Genomic DNA, 18,083 nt, shown 5'->3' with positions numbered 1-18,083 from the left:
ATTGCCAGGAGAAAACAATATGGCTGGTACCGTCAGCGCTGGAACGATCGTTTACGAAGTGGATATGGACACGGCTCGCCTTCTTCAAGGTCGTCGGGATATTGATGATGCGCTGAATGGCCTCAATGGGAGTATGGGCCGTCTTGAGGCTGGTTTAAACCGCACCGAACGCTCTCTGTCTTCGATTGAAGGCACTATGTCCAGCTTAACTGGCGTCGCGAAAGCGCTCATTGCCGCTCTTTCTGTCCAGCAGGTTGGCGCATATGCTCAGGCATGGCAGGACCTCAGCAATAAACTGGCAAATGCCGTCAGGGATTCCGTACCGCCGTTTGAAACGCTGGCTGATGTCACAGAGCGTGTTTTTGACATCTCTCAAAAGACTCGCTCAGGTCTTGATGCCACGGCCACACTCTATGCGCGTCTGGAGCGTTCAACAAGAAGTTATGGCGTCAGTGTAGAGGACATTACCAGGCTGACAACCATTATTAACCAGGGTTTCGTGGTGTCAGGGTCAACAGCCGAGGAGGCAAGCAATGCAATCATTCAGCTTGCTCAGGGGCTGGCGTCCGGAGCATTGAGGGGTGATGAATTTAACTCTGTGAACGAGCAGGGGAACCGGCTCATGATTGCTCTGGCTGACTCTATGAATGTCAGCATCGGGGCGCTCAGAAACATGGCTGCAGAGGGCAAGTTAACCACTGAGGTGATCGTTAATGGCCTGCTCTCTCAGGGCGATAAAATTGGACAGGAGTTCGCTAAAACTACTGCGACGATCAGCCAGTCTCTTGAAATTGCCAACAACAATATCACGAAATTCTTTGGCGAGAATGCCACAGTAAAAACTGGCGTAAAAATATTCAGTGATTCAGTAATTTATCTCAGTGAAAACCTGGACGCTCTCAGCACTACGCTCACGATTGTTGCTGGCGTAATGGGCGCGCGGTATGTCGGCGCTCTGACCATGGCTACCTCCGCGAAAATCGCTGATATCGCAGCATCTCGTAAGCAGGCTGTTGCAGAGAGTCAGGCGGCACAAGCAGCTTTGGTTGCCGCTAATTCTGCTCAGCGTAAGGCTCTGGCTGATAAAGAGGCTGCTCTTTCGTCTCTCGCTCTGGCCCAGGCTGAATATAACGTGGCCAAAGGTAGCGCTGCTGAAATGTTAGCGCTTGATGCCCTAATAGCTGCAAAAACTCGGGCAACTACCGTATCTCTCGCTCTTACTGAGGCTGAAACAGTCCAGGCTGCCGCATCAGCAAGGGCGGCGGCGGCGGCACGTGCAGCATCTGCTGGTATTGGACTTGCTCGTAATGCTCTTGCCCTCATAGGTGGTCCAGCGGGGGCGGCTATGCTCGCTGCCGGAGCGATCTTCTATTTCTGGCAGAAAGCCCAGCAGGCAAAAGAGGAGGCTATCGCCTTCGCCGATGGTCTGGATAAGCTCAACGCCGCCATGAATGCAATGTCGAACACGCAGCTGCGTGGGGCTATTGCAGATGCCAATAATTCTATTCGAGCTCAGAAAGAGGATGTAGCAGATCTGCAGAGTGAAGTTGACTCGCTGAGAGACAGATATCAGAACTTTACCCCGGCAGCGCAGGAAGTTGCTGAATCTATGGGGCAAGGTGCGGATTTCGCCCGTCAACAGGCGGAGGTGTCTGATGAACTGGCTCGCAAGACGCGAGATCTTGAGGCCGCAAAGGATAAATTATCCCGGACAGAAGAAACCGCGTCTGAGGCGACTCGCACACTCACGAACAACATGCTTACGGCGATGGGCGTTCATGATCAACTCATCGAAAAATCCTGGTCTCTTGAGCAAGTTCAGGGTGCGGTAGCGAAAGCCTTTGGGGAGACGGCTGATGAAATAAACCGAGCCAATCAGGCCGGAAAAAGCTTCGACCCCAAAGCGCTGCAGATATCTCCCGCGACCAAGGAGGGCGATAAAGTTATCGCTACTCTGGAAGAGCAGAATGAATTACTTAAAATTCAGGACGAGAGAGAGCGGGCGATAGCCAAAGCCAGGATGCAGGCTGCCAAGGTCACTGACAATCAGAATCAAATCTCTGCAGCTGGCAGGCTGGCTGCTGAAAATTATGATTTAGAGAAGTCAGAAGAAGCCAGAAAAAAATCTCAACAAGAGAGTGAGCAGCAGGGGAAAAAATCAGCGTCTTCTGCTGAATCTGTTGCTCAGAAGCTGGCGAACCTAAAGCAGCAAGCAGAACTGGCAGCCGGTTCTACGCAACAACTCAGTCGTGAGCAGACCATCCTTACTGCCCAGCAATCCCTGGGTGCAGCAGCAACTCAAAAAGATCTCGAGTTGGCCGGGCAGTATGCCGCTGCAAAATGGGATACCGCAAACGCTCTCAAGGCTCAGGCCGCCGCCGAGAAACTCCTGCCGGAAGCGCGCGAAAACGCCAGCTATAAGCAGGATGTTGAGGACCTTAAAACAGCCTTGGCAGCCAAGAAGATTAACCAGGATCAGTACAATAAAACTGCCGAACGTTTGGAGGAAAATCACCAGGTAAATCTGGCTAAGATTCGAGCTCAACAGGTAGTTACTCCGCAACAATCAGCCTTGGGTGAGATTGATCCTGTTCAGCAGCTGGAAAACCAGCATGCCCAGCAATTGGCTCTCATTCAACAGTTTGAAACGCAAAAGGGCCAAATCACTCAACGTGGCCTCGAACTGATGAATGCTGCCAATACACAATACGAGCAGGCCCGTATCGCTGCCCAATGGGAAATCTATCGCAATCAGAGCACCACCAACCAGCTCATTGCTGACGCTGTAGACTCCCTTCAGAGTGGCGCAACTAATGCCATTACCGGTCTGATTAACGGCACCCAAAGCCTGCAGGAGTCCTTCGCCAACATTGGCACGACAATTCTCAACAGCGTTGTCGGTAGTCTGGTTCAGATGGGGATCGAGTGGGCCAAGAGTCAGTTAATGGGGCAGGCCGCTGCGACTGCATCACTTGCATCCACGATGGCTCAGGCCACTGTTGCTGCTTCGGCATGGGCTCCTGCGGCAATGAGTGCTTCTATTGCAACAATGGGGAGTGCTGCTGCTGTTGGTCAGACGGCCTATGCTGGCTCACTCCTGGCAGCTAAAGGGATGGCGGTTGCTGGCGCCCGCGAGCACGGCGGACCCGTCAGCGCCAACTCAATGTACCGAGTGGGTGAAGGCGGGAAGCCAGAAATCTACCAGGCCAGCAACGGCAGTCAGTACATGATACCGGGTGACAATGGGCGGGTGATTAGCAACCGGGATATGGGCGGTGGTGGCAGTGATGGCGGTAGCTTCGTCCAGCACATCACCTTTGAAATAAACACAACTGGTGGCATTGATGATGCCACCATGGCGAAGATGTCGCAGATGATGAAGCAGGTAAGCCTGAACACCATCCGAGACCAGCAGCGTCCGAATGGATTACTACGGAGGTAATCGTGCCAGAGATATTTACCTGGTCACCACAGAAAGGCTACTCGGCAGAACGGACGCCTAATGTCGCTGTTGTTAAGCTTGGTGATGGTTATGAGCAGCGCCAAACGAAGGGTATAAACACACTAATGGCCAAGTATTCTCTGACGTTCAAGGGGGTAGACGGTAGCTGCAATCGGCCAAATGCGGCTAAGGAGGCCAATGCTTTCCTTATAGCGCGAATGGCCGTTGAAGCGTTCTACTGGACGCCATCTGATACTGGAGTACGGAAGCTATTTGTCTGCCGATCATGGAGCATGACAAAGACCGGGCCGCTATACGAACTAACGGCCACATTTGAACAAGTGCCAAGATAAGCCACCCAAGGGTGGCTTTTTAAATGGGAGTTTGCCGTGCGCGACATACCAGTGAATTTAATTATCGATAGTGTCGATGCGGGAGTCGGGGCTTTCATCGACCTTTTTGAAGCAGACCTGCAGCCATACGGCGGTGACCTTATCCGCTTCCATTCTGGAACGAACGGCTACTACGGCAACGTTATCTGGAAAGGTAACCAGTACCAGGCATATCCGATAGCGGTGGAGGGATTCGAGTCAAAGAACGAAGGCACCTACGCCCGCCCGTCTATGGCGGTGGCGAACGTTACCGGTTTACTGACTGGCATCAACCATGACTTTGATGACATGCTGGGAGTAGTCATCACCCGAAGACAGGTTCCGGTGAAGTACCTGGACGCGGTAAATTTCCCGAACGGGAACCCTGACGCGGACCCGACACAGGAGGCGGTGTCCCGCTACGTTGTCGAGGAGATGACAGAGGAGACTTTCGAGCAGGTGACATACACGCTGGCGACACCGATTGACTGCGACAACGCCATCATCCCGGCCCGTACCATTCTCGCCGATGTGTGCCAGTGGCAGTATCGCGGCGTCGGGTGCGGCTATGACGGACCGCCTGTTGCAGATGAACGCGACAACCCAACCACTGACCCTGCGAAAGACAAGTGCTCTCACCGTCGTACCGGTTGCCGGTTCCGCTATCCCCGCCCTGAACCAATGCCTATAAGCAGTTTCCCTGGCTCTCAAAAGGTCTCCTGATGCAGGAATTACTCGATTATGCGGCATCGTCGCAGGATGAAGTGTGTGCGCTAATCCTGAATGACGTGCAAGTGTTTCGCTGTCGGAATGTGCATCCGGAGCCCTGGCATCACTTCCGCATACGTGACGATGACTGGCTTGCAGCGGAGGAAGAAGGGGAAATTACAGCGGTCTTCCATTCGCACCCGCAAAGCCAGCTAGCGCTTTCTGGTGCCGATCGGCAGATGCAGCTGATGACGGGGCTGCCATGGTGGCTCGCATCTGGCGGGCAACTGAGGAAATTCAGGCCTGTTCCGCATCTGCTGGGGCGCAAGTTCGAGCATGGCATTATGGACTGTTACACGCTTTTCCGGGACGCATACCACCTTTGCGGCATCGATCTGCCGGACTTCGTGAGGACTAATGGATGGTGGCTGAGAGGAGAGAATCTATATATCGCCAATATGGCGGTCAATGGCTTCTATCAGGTGTCCATGCAGGATGCACAACCAGGCGACGTCATTATCAGGCAGCCATTCCCCGGCGCCGACCCATGCCACTCAATGATTCTCCTTCATGACAACCTGGTTCTTCACCATGACCATGCCGGACACCTCAGCAGACGAGAACAAATGCGCCCGGCATACATCAAGCAGACGCACTCAATCTGGAGACACGAACAGTGCTCATCTTTAAATTTGCAGGCAGTCTACGCCGATTTTACCGCCAGATATCCCTGAACGTTGATACTCCCGCGCAGGGATTACGCCTCCTATTGGCGCAGGATTTCGAATTCAAAAAAGCCTTTCTCAATACAAAGCTGCGTGTGCGGGTAGCGGGCGAGGATATTGAGGCATCTGCGATGCAATGGCATATGGACCGCCACCTTAAAGATGGCTCAGTGGTCCTGTTCGTGCCGGTAGTGGAGGGGGCGATCACCGCCGCTGCGGCCGCATGGATTGCGGTTGCCGTTAGCGTAGCGTCTATAGCTTATTCGGTTTACATGTCACGCAACATGAAGACCAAAACCTCCGCAGAAGCCGCAGAGACCAATACGCTCACAAATAACTCATTTACCAGTGCTGAGAACCGAGTGGGGCAGGGGCGCGCGGTGCCACTCCTACTGGGAGAAATGGAGGTCGGTTCGAACGTAATTTCACTCGGTATCGACACAAGCAACAACCAGGACTGGACGGAATCTATTAGCTAAGGTGGCATTATGTCTTCAGGTGGCGGCAAAGCATCAACCCCCAAACTCCTCGACGATAACCTCAAATCAAAACAATTCTATCGGGTACTGGATCTGATATCTGAGGGGCCAATCGCTGGCCCGGTGGATCAGGAGCACCTGTCTTCATTCAAGCTGAATAAGACGCCTATCACTGACTCGAACGGCAATGTCAACGTGAACGGCATTAGTGTTGCCTGGCGACCTGGATCGGAAACTCAGGAGCCAATCAACGGCTTCTCTGCAATCGAAGCGACGACCATTGTTAACACTGAGGTCACTTACGATACCCCGCTGGTTAGAACCGTGACAGATCAGGACGTGACCCGCGTTCGTTTTAACATCGGCGTCACCGGGCTCATGGAGCAGGACTCCAAGGGTAACCAGAAAAACACCTCTGTAACGATGGTTATCGAGACCAGAACTGGCTCGTCGGGCTGGGTCATGGAGAAGACGGTGACGATTACAGGGAAAATCTCTGGCGAGTACCTTGAGGCGCACGTCATTGATGCCCCCGACACCAAACCGTTTGATATCCGCGTTCGCCGCATTACGCCTGACAGCAGCAGCGATTTGCTGTCAAACGGGACTGTTTGGAACAGCTACAGCGAGATCACCGACGACAACCTTAGCTATCCGTTCTCTGCTGTTGCCGGCTCAGTCATCGACCGTGACCAGTACACCGACACGCCGAGCCGCACATATCATCTTCGCGGGCTGATCGTTGACGTACCGGATAACTACGAGCCAATTGCCAGAACTTACTCCGGGCTGTGGACGGGGGGCTTCAAAAAGGCATGGACTAACAACCCGGCGTGGCTGTTCCGTGAGCTGGCGAAAAACACCCGATTTGGCCTGGCGAAACGCGCCGGATACATCGATGTTGACGATGGCGCACTCTACATTCTGTCGCAATATTGCGATCAGCTTGTAGATGATGGGTATGGCGGCAAAGAGCCACGCATGACGCTCAACGCCTACATCACAGAGCAGGCGAGCGCGCGAGACATTCTCGACAAGATAGCGAGCATGTTCCGTGGCATTGCGCTGTGGGACGGCCTGCGCCTGTCCGTAATGCTGGACGCTCCACAGGATCCGATTGCGACAATCACGAACGCCAACGTTGTGAATGGCGAGTTCAAACGAAGCTCTGTAAAGCGTTCAGAGAAATACAATGCGGTTGTAGTGTCCTGGACTGACCCCGACAACGGATGGGAGCAGGTGAAAGAGTACGTTTCCGACGATGAGATGATAGCCAAAGGGAACTACAACGAAACCACTCTGGAGGCGTTTGGCTGCACCTCTCGCGGACAGGCATGGCGGGCAGGTAAATGGCTGCTGGAAACAGCAAAGCGTGAAAGCAGCAGACTGTCTTTCCAGATGGCACGCGATGCCATCCACTTCACGCCGGGTGATATCGTTGAGGTCATGGATAATGACTACGCAGGAACTCGCCTCGGGGGGAGAATTGTTTCTCATTCCGGGAGGGTGATAACGGTTGACGCGGTTGATTCCTCGGTAGTAACAGACGGCTCCACTATGTCGATTATGGGGAGAGATGGTAAGTTTGTACGCTACGAAATTGATGGTGTTGCAGGGAATAGTGTTACCCTAAAAACAACCCCGGACTGGGTCAGGACAGGCACCGTATTTGCCATTTCCACCGCGAGCGTGGCGATCCGCCTTTTCAGGATTCTGAGCGTTGCCGAAACAGAAAATAACTCTGTCTACAGCATTAGCGCCTCCCAGCACGATCCAAATAAGCAGGCCATTGTTGACGAGGGTGCAGTGTTTGAAGTTCCCAGCGATACGCTGAACGGCTACCGCGTGCCTAACGTGGAAAACCTGCGAATCCTGAACACAAACACCGAGACCGTCCAGGTTACAGCAACGTGGGGGACGGCAACCACTACTAAAAAACTGGTGTTTGAGCTGTACATCTACAGTGCTGATGGGAAGCTGGTATCTCAGTACGAAACTGACCAGTTCCGGTATGAGTTTTATGGTCTGAGTGCTGGCAGCTATACGCTGGGCGTTCGCGGTCGAAATGAAAACGGAATGAAAGGTGCCGAGACTCAGGTAAGCCTGATTATCGGAGCGCCTAAGCCCCCGAACTCGGTTCAGTGGATACCTGGCCCACTTCAGGCCACTTTAGTTCCGGTCATGTCTGTTACTGCCACATCTGATACTTCTTTTGAATTTTGGTACGCAGGTGAGACTCCGATTCCATTGTCCGACGACATTGAGAATAAAGCTCAATTCCTTGGCCGTGGCAATCAGTGGACCATCCAAAAACTTAAGTTTGACCATGTTTATTACGTTTATGTTCGAACTCGTAATGCATTTGGCGTTTCAGGATTTGTAGAGGCTTCTGGAAAACCAACAGACGACTTCAGTGATATCACCGATGCAATCCTGGAGGACATGAAAGGCTCCGATACGTTCAAAGATCTGATCGAGAACGCGGTGGACAGCAATGAAAAAATTGCTGGCATGGCTGACGACATCAAACAGAATGCCGACAACCTTGAGCTGCAGGCGCAGGAAATAGCCCAAAACGCGCAGGACATCGGGCAGGTTCAGACCAGCGTTAATGAACTTTCGAGCACGGTTGGTGAAGTGTCGTCTTCTCTCTCTGAGCTTGAGCAGACCGTGGCGACGGCTGATACCGCGCTTGGCCAGAGAATCGACAGCATCAGTGTATCTATGGACGGCATGACAGGAGGAGTGAAAAACTCGGCTATCGCCATAATCCAAAACGGACTGGCGCAGGTCACTTCCCGCCGTTCTCAAACCGTGACTAATGCCGGAAACAGCGCAAGCATCGACCGCATCGACACAACGATTGCTGATAGCAGCTCGGCAGTTGCCCGTGCTCTTGTTACGCTGGATGCATCTGCCGGTGGCAATATTTCCAACGCAACTGATCTCACCGAAACCCTGGCTGACTTCACTCAGGCATCTGCAACAAAAATCAATTCTTTGACCGTAACGGTGAATGGACAGACCGCTGCTATCACGCAAACCGCTAATGCGGTGGCTGACATCAACGGCAACATCAGCGCGATGTATAACATCAAAGTTGGCGTGGCCGCTAACGGGCAGTATTACGCCGCAGGGATGGGGATCGGAGTAGAGAACACTCCTTCTGGTATGCAGTCGCAGGTTATCTTCCTGGCTGATCGCTTCGCCGTCACCACGGCAGCCGGTAACAGCGTGGCCTTGCCGTTCGTGATCCAGAACGGGCAGACATTCATCCGGGCCAGCTTCATCCAGGACGGCACCATTGAGAACGCCAAAATCGGCAGCTACATCCAGTCCACAACCTGGGACGGCACGGGGAACGTTGGCTGGCACATCAACAAGTCAGGCTACGCGACGTTCAACAACGTAACTGTTCGTGGGACCGTATACGCAACCAACGGGGAGTTTAAAGGTACTGTATATGCCACAGACGGTCAGTTTTCTGGTACTATTGAAGCGAAAAATTTTGTTGGCGACGTTGCAAATATGAATACCTACGTTGTCAACCAGAGTTGGCAGCAAGGATCGCGGACATTTACTTATACATACAAAGATACGTCTACTCTTTACCATAAGCGCAACGTTTTACTTTTTATTAACTGTCAGTCGTCTTCAATACCTATTGTGACAATTAATGGAGCCAATGCAAACGTCGCTGGATATAATCAAGGTACAAACGCACTTCAAACGATAACTGTCGGAGGGTCAGTTTATTCAGGTGTTGTCACAATAACAATTAGTATTAGCGGTAACAACGTAGTAACCGCTAACATGTCATCAGTGACGATCTTAGTGTCTCGTGGTAGCGGCGCATTCTCTTGATTTGTAACAGCAGGCGGGTAAGCTACTTGCCTGCTGTTATTTTTAATAGTTAGCTACACAGTTCGAAGGAGAACCAATTCGCTGAAGTTTGTGGTCAAGTTCATGGCACCACTGCCCCGCCATTGGAGGATTTGATCGCAAAAAATATCTAGTCTGTTGTAAGTGGAACAGCCCTTATACATTAGATTATGACGGAAACCGACTTCTATTTTTGAATGACGGATCAAACACTGGTGATCAGCCTATGAGCGGAACTGTCGATGTTGTTATATTTGCTGGAGGTATCTCACCGGTTCCTGCAAATCCAGGTCTTAATATATATAATGCGGCTGGGCAATGTACCTTCTCAACTTCGCGCCGCCCGTTCGTTTATCTTGGTGTTAATTTTGTACCTTCTACAACATTACAAGCGGTACCTGGTGGGGGATATATCCCAGTTGGCCGATTTGGTATGAGGGTTCCCAGCTACAGTGGTGGTCGTATTTATCACTACCATTACGGCTTGGTTATGCAGAACGGTTCTCTTAGGGCTGGGAGGGGGGCTTATGTTGGATGGTCTGATCGTCAGCTGGCAAACGAAGGCGTTACGCCTATTTCGCTTCCAGTTATCCCCGATATGTACGTCTGAATACACTGCCTAATTAAATCAACCTCGCTCCTGCGGGGTTTTTTATTACCTGGAGAAAATATGATTTATAACACCGGCACCATCGCCATTAATGGAAATACCGCCACCGGGACGGGTACAAACTGGACGGCACCCGCCAGCCAGGTTCGCGCTGGCCAGACGATTATTGTCATGTCTAACCCGGTGCAGCTGTTCCAGATTTCATCCGTGAACAGCGCCACGTCAATGACGGTTACGCCTACCGCTTCCCCGGCGCTGAGCGGCCAGAAGTATGGCATTCTGATATCAGACAATATCTCTGTCGACGGCCTGGCGCAGGCGATGTCGCAGCTCATCAAAGAGTATGATGAGAATATCGGCGCCTGGGAGACGTTCGCTACCACATCCGCAAACCAGACTATCACCGTTACTATCAACGGCTCTTCCGTAAATATTCCGGGCATAGGTGCACTTGCCAGAAAGGGGGCAAATAGCGATATCACGGAGCTGAAAGGGCTCACTACTGCGCTTTCTATTGCGCAGGGTGGCACCGGGGCAACAACGGCAGAAGGCAGTCGCACAAACCTCGGTTTAGGAAGTAGCGCTACACGTGATGTTGCAACATCAGAGCAGATGCTTCCCGGTATGGATGGAGGAAAGCTTCTTGATGCCGGTTCGTTAGGATTTGCTTCAGCAAGGCACTTATCTTCCTTTGCCAGTATGACAACAGGTGTTTTTCGCTACACTGGCGGAACTCAATATGCACCTGATACTCAGGGAGGGGTAGGAATCCAGGCTGCATATGATGGTTCTCCGTCAGTTACTGCCTTTGTATGGAGTAGAATAGGGAGCGCTTATATAAAAAGCGGGACCGCTAATAATACTTTTTCATGGGTGAAAGTGTATACAGAGGCTAACACCACTAAAGCATCAGACGGTACTCTGAAAGCGGCCTCACCAGTCGCCAGAATCGTGAAAACCAAGGAGGAAAACCAGCGCACTGATATTGATGAACCAGGCTTTGTCTGGTGCGGCTGTGGTACGGCGAACGCCGAGGCGGAGGGAATAACCATTTCCCGCCTCGATGTTGGGGTTTACATGCTCACCGGTTCGGCTGGTCTTGCCTCATCAGGCTGGCAATTACTGCCGCCAATTGACCCTAGCGGCATGGGAGAGTTGGGAGTGGTTGAGGCAGAACAAACCGATAGCGGCGAGCTGACAATCCGTCTTTTCAAGCGAAAATATATCCTGAGCGATGAAGGTGAGGTCATCAAAACCAAAGGTGAACCGATTGACGTCCCGGCGAACAGCTGGATCGATGTTCGTCTGGATATGCCAGCGGATAGCATCTGGAACACCAAAGTTTCCGGTTCTTCTCTCGAACTCCAGTGACAACCTGCCGAAATTCAGCCTTAAAAATTAATAGGCGAACCCAAATAGATCTACACCTCCTTTAATAGTACTGTATGTATAAACAGTGTGCGCCGGGAGACCGGTAGAGATCAAGGGGTGAAAGTCCCCGACCATTGAAGGACCAGCAATCCACAAGGTCCCCGAGTCATGCGTTGCATACCGCGAGGTATGGGGCGAAGCGTTGACAGGGGTGTTGACAGGCCAGCCATTGAGCCACGAAATGTATATTAAATTACCGGGTGCCGACGTTGTACTGTTAACGGAAGGCAACATCATAGGGTGCGATACTGCGAGTGCCACATGGACCCGGCGGGGTCTGAGACCCTGGCATGTCAATACGATCTCTACGCGGGAACCGGGAGATCTCCCCTCTGACCATCTGCCAGTGTCGGAGATGGCCCGCACCGGGAAGACGAGGAGTCATAGCCGGTGATGTACGGAGAGGAGAAGTCGGACTCGCTCATAGTAGCGGCGAAGCAGGCGAACAACCCGAAAGGAGCGGAGTCAGTGGAGCGAAGGAGCGGGGCCAAGGGGAACGCGGAACAGCCACACATGCGCCGGACACAGAGCCGGGAAAGCATGTCACAGAGGCTGTCACGCGTGCGGGAAGCTGCGAAGCAGCGGAAGAAAGAACGGTTTACAGCATTGTTCCACCTGCTGACAGTCGAAGCACTGGAAGCCGCATTCCTCTCCCTGAGCAGGAAAGCGGCCGCCGGAGTGGATGGCATCAGGTGGATGGACTACGCCGGAAACATGAAGAACAACATAACAGATCTGCACCGGAGGCTACATCAGGGCAGCTACAGGGCGCAGCCCGGCAGGCGTCACTACATCCCAAAAGCGGATGGAAAACAACGCCCGCTCGGCATCGCCTCGCTGGAGGACAAGATCGTCCAGTATGCGCTGGTGAAAATCCTGAACGCAGTCTATGAAAACGACTTTATGGGGTTCTCATACGGGTTCAGACCCGGGCGAAACCAGCACGATGCACTGGACGCACTGGCCACAGGGCTGGTACGCACTAACGTAAACTGGGTACTGGATGCCGACATCAGTCAGTTCTTCGACAGGGTGAGCCACGAATGGCTGATCAGGTTCACAGAGCATCGGATCGGCGACCGGAGGGTAATCAGGCTCATACGTAAGTGGCTCACAGCCGGGACGTCGGAGGAGGGTCAATGGCGAGCAACGGAGGAAGGCACCCCACAGGGTGCGGTCATCTCACCGCTGCTGGCAAACATATACCTCCACTACATCTTCGATCTGTGGGCGCATCAGTGGCGACGTCGCTATGCCACAGGCAATGTGGTAATGGTCAGATACGCCGATGACATCGTCATCGGGTTCGACAAACGATACGATGCCCGGCGCTTCCGTATAGCCATGCAGCGCAGACTGAGGGAGTTCGGACTCACGGTTCACCCGGAGAAAACCCGTCTGATGGAGTTCGGCCGCTTCGCTGCCGAAAACCGTGCCATCAGGGGAAAAGGCAAACCAGAAACGTTCAACTTCCTCGGGTTCACGCACATCAGCGGGAAAGATCGCAACGGCAGGTTCATGCTGATACGAAAGACCCGCCGGGATCGGATGACGGCAACTCTGAAAGCCATCAAAGACGGTCTGCGAAGGCGCTGGCATTACTCAATCCCCGAACAGGGAAAATGGCTCAGGAGAGTGGTTCAGGGATACCTGAACTATCACTCGGTACCGGGCAACTTCCCCACCATGCAGAAGTTCAGGACACACGTAACAAACCTCTGGCGCCGGGCGCTCAGGCGCAGGAGCCAGAAGGATGATACGACCTGGACGAAAGCAAACAAACTGGCAGCCGCATGGCTACCAAGGGTTCGGGTTCTTCATCCATGGCCTGTGGAGCGGTTCACCGCCAGACACCCGAGGCAGGAGCCCGGTGCGTAAATCGCGCACGCCGGGATCTGTGCGGGGGGTATCCGGTAACGGGTATCCCTACCGCGACACTAAAGAGGTGCAGAACATGGGATTCCCATCTCCAGCAGCAGACTATGTAGAAGAGCGCATATCGCTAGACAAGCGGCTTATCGCGCATCCGGCAGCCACGTACATGATGATAGCGGGCTCTACATACCTGCGAGCTGGCATAATGAAGGGCGCAATGCTTATCGTCGACTCGTCGCTGACACCAAAAGACGGTTCTCTTCTGGTGTGCGCTATAGACGGTGAGTTCAGGATTATGCGTTACAGGACGCATCCGCAGCCTTGTCTGGAAAACCCTGAAAATGGAAGGAGGGAGTCGTTACCGTTGAAAGACGATGTGTCGGATACATCGCGTCCGGTGTTTGGGGTGATCACCTACAGCATCAACGATGCGCGTTCTGGTGAGTTCGACGACCGCCCGGTGATGTAAGAATAAGTGAGCACCTGATAAGTCTTACAAACGGATCGGTGGGGATTATGCTGATGGCTGAGGTAGGCGTAAAGCTGCGTGTTGCGAAACTGGAAGGAGCTACGCAAAATTTGGGAGATTTCGGATCGAAGCGATCCCGAAGTTCACTCGTCGACCACACGAAAAAGATGGCAACGGTTTGATCTTGAATGGATGTATTGGTAAGCATTGAAACCCGAATTTAACGGGTTTCTGAAGTGTAAACGGTTGAATTAAATCAAAAAAGGCTGGTTGTGACGGAAACAGGAATCGTATTCGGTCTCTTTTTATCTGTATGAAAGACAATACGTTACGCCTTTTATCATCTTTATGCAGCGGATGCATCCCGTGCGACTTCGTAAAACATATCACAACACCGCAGGCGGAAGTCCAGCCCTTTTTGCCTGTTTTGTTAAATTTTTGTGAGCAATTAAGGAAAGTCAGCGCCGTGCTTAAAAGCGGGATTTTACCGACGCCTCAATTTCATCAAGCAATTCAAAACGACGGCGGTATTCCGCACGCTTCTTGCTCGCGATCTCGTCGAGAGATTTGCGTTCCATCTGCAGCGGGAGTTGCCAGCAGAAGCCGGAGACCTTTTTACCGCCCAGAGAATCCCAGAATTCGTCATAGCTGGCGTGGAAATGGCGGCCTTTGCTGAGGCGATAGCGCAATGCGCGGAAAACGTGTCCCTCGTCGCTGACGGCAAAAATCGCCTTAACAGATGACTGTAAGGCCAGCTGGAAAAGAACTTCCATCAGCACGCGTTTAGGGAACAGGCCGTGACAGGCGCGGGTGGATTGTTTAATGACGTCCCGCGACACGCAGCGGCGGGGGCCCTGAAGCCCGCCAATTACTATTACGCGTTGTCCGTTGCTGCGGGCTACGCTAAAGGTCAGGCTGGCAAGCAGCGTATCCTCGTTATCGCGCAGCCACAGCGTGCTCTCACCTTCGCGCTCGGCTTTCCCGGCAGAGGATGCATTAACCGTATAGATCACGCCCTCTTTTGCATGGAACTGAACAACGGTTTGTTCCTGCGGGCTGGTCAGCGCCTGGGCGAGGGTGCGCTCTTTCAGGCTATCGATCCAGTAATAATGGTTAACGATAGCGTCGGCGCGATCGTTCGCGGTCAGGCCACGCATCAGATACTGCCGATGGGTCTTGCTGGGCAATGTAATTTGAGCGGCGAGCAGTTTGTCGAAATCGTCACGCCCTGAAAGGGCTTCCAGCATGCGACGGGTGGAAGACCAGAACAGAAGCGAACGTAAAAGGAACTTCAGCCGATAATCGCGTTTCCGCCAGATGGGTCCCGGGACACGTTCGCCGTTCACCAGCTCGGAAATTATATTTGTGCGATGTGGGTAGAACACATCGTTATGCAGGTGTGTATTAGACACGTGAAGATCCCTCGTTTTTTTCTGCCTCTATTCTAAGGAGCCAGGAATAAGGGATTAATAGCGTGAGGATCTTTATTTCTGGTTGGTTTACCGTTTGTTTGACTTTGTCAGGACCGCTCCCGTCTTTTGCTTTTTATACGGCGGCTATACTGTTTAAAGGAGGCCTTATGTATCAGCGAATAGAGGGTGGGATGTGGCGTCACGTCTGGGTTGTCAGCGATATACATGGCTGTTATCAGTGGCTTATGGACGAACTGAAACGCCGCCATTTTAATCCGTATGAGGATTTGCTTATTTCCGTTGGCGATTTGATCGATCGCGGTCCTGACAGCGTAAAAACACTGCAGCTCATCAATGAGAAATGGTTCAGAGCCGTGCGGGGTAACCATGAGCAAATGGCAATGGATAGTCTGGACAATAACGATTCTGCGCTGTGGGCGATGAATGGTGGAGTGTGGTTTACGCGCCTTGATCGCGAGCAGCAGGCGCTGGCGCGAACGTTACTAAACGCCTGCCGCGAATTGCCGCATATTATCGAGATAACCTGCGCAAACGGTCTCAATGTTATTGCGCACGCAGATTACCCCGCCGCGGAATATCGCTGGCAAAAACCGGTGAGCGCCCAGCGCGTGCTGTGGGATCGCGACAGGTTGATGGGCTTTATGGTGGGCAAAGGGCAGGGGATTAGCGGTGCGGATCATTTCTGGTTCGGGCATACGCCCGTCGACAGGCGGTATGATTTTGATAACCTGCACTATATTGATACCGGAGCGGTGTTCGACGGTTACTTCACGCTGGCACAGCTACAGTAATAAATAACCCGCCTTCGGGCGGGTTCTCTTTAGGTCAGGCAAGGCGCATGACCCAGGCATCGGTTTTGCTATCGTAATGCTCACGGTAAAGAACAGAGTGTTCGCCATCAAGTATCGCCGGGACGCTGGTATCCGCATCCCATGCGTCGAGTTGCATGCACAAATCCGGGTCGGACTTGCAGGGAATACTTAACGTTCGATCGCCTTGTGTTTCGCCGCGCAGCTCTGCGTCGTCGATCTCAAAAGCGCCAATACGCACGCTGGTTTTCGTCATAGTGCTCTCCGGGTCGGTTTTCAGAATCTGGTATGACCAGTATGGGCATCCATTTTTGATCGTAGACAAGGAGAGCAAAATCGCCAGTAAAAAAATGCGCTTTTTTTTAGTCGGTGGGACTGTTACCCGTAAACAACCGGCCATCGCGGACCAACTCCCGCGGATAACTATTTTTCAGCCGCGAGCCGACCTTTTTCGCCAGACCCAACGGGAAGCCCTGATACGTCACAATAACCTCATCCTGAGACGGGGTAGTTTCCGGGTAAACGTCGCGACCACGATACCACTCTTCGGCTTCCTGATGCGTCAGTTCAAACGTGTTATCGCTGTCCGCCAGGGCGATGACCGCTTCGTGCTGCCAGCGGTACCCTTTATTATGCACTTCCGCCAGGCGGATCCCGATACGTGAAAAACGGACTTTACCAATAAGCGGCTCAATGGGTGCCGGGAACAGCCATATCTCTTTATCACGCATCCAGAGGTGCAGATTCTCATCCCAGATCAGCCCAACCTTATTGGCGGCGGCTTTAAGTTGCACAGCATCGCGGCCTTTCAGCGGGGCGAACGGGAAATTGCCGACCTTAAATTTCGGGGCTGGCAGGGGAGCCACCGCCTGAGTTTTGCGCAGACGAGCCACAAAGAACCCTTCGCAGTCGTAAATCTGTGGGAACACGTGCAGGAAACCTTCCGGCGTGGCGGCCTCATCTGCCGTGGCAAACAGATCGTTAAGTGGCAGGAACTCAACGGCATCCGGGTATTGCTCTTTCAACCACAGACAGACGTCTTCGTTTTCATCGCGGTTGAGGGTACAGGTGGAGTATACCAGCGTGCCGCCGGGGCGCAGGGCGTGAAAGGCGCTGTCGATCAGTTCGCGCTGCGTGGCAGCGATCTCAAGATTGCTTTCCACAGACCAGTTCTTTAACGCATCGGGATCTTTACGCACCACCCCCTCGCCGGAGCAGGGGGCGTCGAGCAGAATGGCATCGAACGCTTCCGGCAAGGCGGCGCCAAACACGCGTCCGTCAAAATGCGTCAGGGCGACATTCTGAATACCGCAGCGGCTGATGTTGGCATGCAAGACTTTCACGCGGCTGGCGGAAAATTCGTTGGCAAGAATCGCCCCGTGATTACCCATCCGGGCGGCAATTTGTGTGGTTTTCGAGCCGGGCGCAGCGGCAACGTCCATCACGCATTCAGGTGCGTTGCCCTCTGCGAACAGGGCGGCAACCGGTAGCATCGAACTGGCTTCCTGAATATAAAACAGACCGCTCAGATGTTCTGCGGTACTTCCCAGCGGCACGGCATCTTCGTCATCGCGCTCGATCCAAAACCCCTCTGCACACCAGGGCACCGGCGTAAGCTGCCAGTTGTAGGGGGAAACCAGCGTCAGAAAATCATCAATGCTGATTTTCAGCGTGTTGACGCGAATGCTCCGGCGTAACGGACGCTGGCAGGCGGCGATAAAATCATCTAACGACAGGTGAGAGGGGAGCGCCTCGCGCATTTGCGCAAGGAATTGTTCAGGAAGAAATACGGAGTTTTGAGCCACGTGCACACCACAGGGAAAAGTTCAGGTGCGCAGTGTAACATAAA

The 18,083-nt window shown here is 53.0% G+C and carries 13 protein-coding genes; 10 read left to right on the top strand and 3 right to left on the bottom strand.

The window, feature by feature from the left end; genetic code table 11:
• The first annotated feature begins 19 nt into the window (after positions 1-19).
• From AAER43_RS13860 to AAER43_RS13820, 9 genes are all read left to right on the top strand, one after another.
• Entirely contained in the window at positions 20-3,442 is a 3,423-nt protein-coding gene (locus tag AAER43_RS13860) for a tape measure protein (protein ID WP_342701985.1), read from the top strand.
• Positions 3,443-3,444: 2 nt separating this feature from the next.
• Positions 3,445-3,795: a phage tail protein gene (locus tag AAER43_RS13855; protein ID WP_057058261.1), complete on the top strand. Its 351-nt coding sequence runs from the start codon at positions 3,445-3,447 to the stop codon at positions 3,793-3,795.
• Positions 3,796-3,831: 36 nt separating this feature from the next.
• On the top strand, positions 3,832-4,536 hold the full coding sequence (locus tag AAER43_RS13850) for a phage minor tail protein L (protein WP_039025419.1): 705 nt from the start codon (positions 3,832-3,834) through the stop codon (positions 4,534-4,536).
• Positions 4,536-5,255: a C40 family peptidase gene (locus AAER43_RS13845; protein ID WP_025913433.1), complete on the top strand. Its 720-nt coding sequence runs from the start codon at positions 4,536-4,538 to the stop codon at positions 5,253-5,255. The genes AAER43_RS13850 and AAER43_RS13845 overlap by 1 nt, the downstream gene beginning before the upstream one ends.
• The gene (locus AAER43_RS13840; protein ID WP_023234680.1) at positions 5,198-5,725 is read left to right on the top strand and encodes a tail assembly protein; all 528 of its coding nucleotides are present in this window, start codon (positions 5,198-5,200) and stop codon (positions 5,723-5,725) included. The genes AAER43_RS13845 and AAER43_RS13840 overlap by 58 nt, the downstream gene beginning before the upstream one ends.
• A 9-nt stretch (positions 5,726-5,734) precedes the next feature.
• Positions 5,735-9,589, top strand: a complete 3,855-nt coding sequence (locus AAER43_RS13835) for a DUF1983 domain-containing protein (protein ID WP_342701981.1) — start codon at positions 5,735-5,737, stop codon at positions 9,587-9,589.
• Between the two features lie 688 nt (positions 9,590-10,277).
• Positions 10,278-11,588, top strand: coding sequence for a phage tail protein (locus tag AAER43_RS13830; RefSeq protein ID WP_342701980.1), 1,311 nt, complete (start codon positions 10,278-10,280; stop codon positions 11,586-11,588).
• A gap of 450 nt (positions 11,589-12,038) precedes the next feature.
• The gene (ltrA, locus tag AAER43_RS13825; RefSeq protein ID WP_342701978.1) at positions 12,039-13,526 is read left to right on the top strand and encodes a group II intron reverse transcriptase/maturase; all 1,488 of its coding nucleotides are present in this window, start codon (positions 12,039-12,041) and stop codon (positions 13,524-13,526) included.
• Positions 13,527-13,602: 76 nt separating this feature from the next.
• Positions 13,603-13,992 carry a S24 family peptidase gene (locus AAER43_RS13820; protein ID WP_342701976.1) on the top strand — a complete coding sequence of 130 codons (390 nt, stop codon included), beginning with the start codon at positions 13,603-13,605 and terminating at the stop codon, positions 13,990-13,992.
• A 470-nt stretch (positions 13,993-14,462) separates the two neighbouring features.
• Here AAER43_RS13820 and AAER43_RS13815 read toward each other — a convergent pair whose 3' ends face one another.
• Complete coding sequence (locus AAER43_RS13815; protein ID WP_023338430.1) at positions 14,463-15,404, bottom strand: VirK/YbjX family protein; 942 nt, start codon at positions 15,402-15,404, stop codon at positions 14,463-14,465.
• Between the two features lie 167 nt (positions 15,405-15,571).
• On the opposite strand from AAER43_RS13815, the gene pphA reads away from it, so the two are divergent.
• Complete coding sequence (pphA, locus tag AAER43_RS13810) at positions 15,572-16,216, top strand: protein-serine/threonine phosphatase (protein WP_014884297.1); 645 nt, start codon at positions 15,572-15,574, stop codon at positions 16,214-16,216.
• A 34-nt stretch (positions 16,217-16,250) separates the two neighbouring features.
• Here the strand turns inward: pphA and AAER43_RS13805 are convergent, their stop codons facing one another.
• Positions 16,251-16,490, bottom strand: coding sequence for a YebV family protein (locus tag AAER43_RS13805; protein WP_050861726.1), 240 nt, complete (start codon positions 16,488-16,490; stop codon positions 16,251-16,253).
• Between the two features lie 106 nt (positions 16,491-16,596).
• Entirely contained in the window at positions 16,597-18,039 is a 1,443-nt protein-coding gene (gene rsmF, locus AAER43_RS13800) for a 16S rRNA (cytosine(1407)-C(5))-methyltransferase RsmF (protein ID WP_050861727.1), read from the bottom strand.
• Between the last annotated feature and the right edge of the window lie 44 nt (positions 18,040-18,083).

This window comes from Enterobacter sp. FUJ80071, assembly GCF_038739915.1.
GTDB classification, from domain to species: domain Bacteria; phylum Pseudomonadota; class Gammaproteobacteria; order Enterobacterales; family Enterobacteriaceae; genus Enterobacter; species Enterobacter kobei.
This window is presented reverse-complemented; position numbering and strand designations above follow the sequence as displayed.

Bases quoted from the DNA above. Each gene is read 5' to 3' on its own strand.
- AAER43_RS13860 (WP_342701985.1), top strand. From the start codon at position 20: ATGGCTGGTACCGTCAGCGCTGGAACGATCGTTTACGAAGTGGATATG.
- AAER43_RS13845 (WP_025913433.1), top strand. From the start codon at position 4,536: ATGCAGGAATTACTCGATTATGCGGCATCGTCGCAGGATGAAGTGTGT.
- AAER43_RS13835 (WP_342701981.1), top strand. From the start codon at position 5,735: ATGTCTTCAGGTGGCGGCAAAGCATCAACCCCCAAACTCCTCGACGAT.
- AAER43_RS13830 (WP_342701980.1), top strand. From the start codon at position 10,278: ATGATTTATAACACCGGCACCATCGCCATTAATGGAAATACCGCCACC.
- AAER43_RS13820 (WP_342701976.1), top strand. From the start codon at position 13,603: ATGGGATTCCCATCTCCAGCAGCAGACTATGTAGAAGAGCGCATATCG.
- pphA (WP_014884297.1), top strand. From the start codon at position 15,572: ATGTATCAGCGAATAGAGGGTGGGATGTGGCGTCACGTCTGGGTTGTC.
- AAER43_RS13805 (WP_050861726.1), bottom strand. From the start codon at position 16,490: ATGACGAAAACCAGCGTGCGTATTGGCGCTTTTGAGATCGACGACGCA.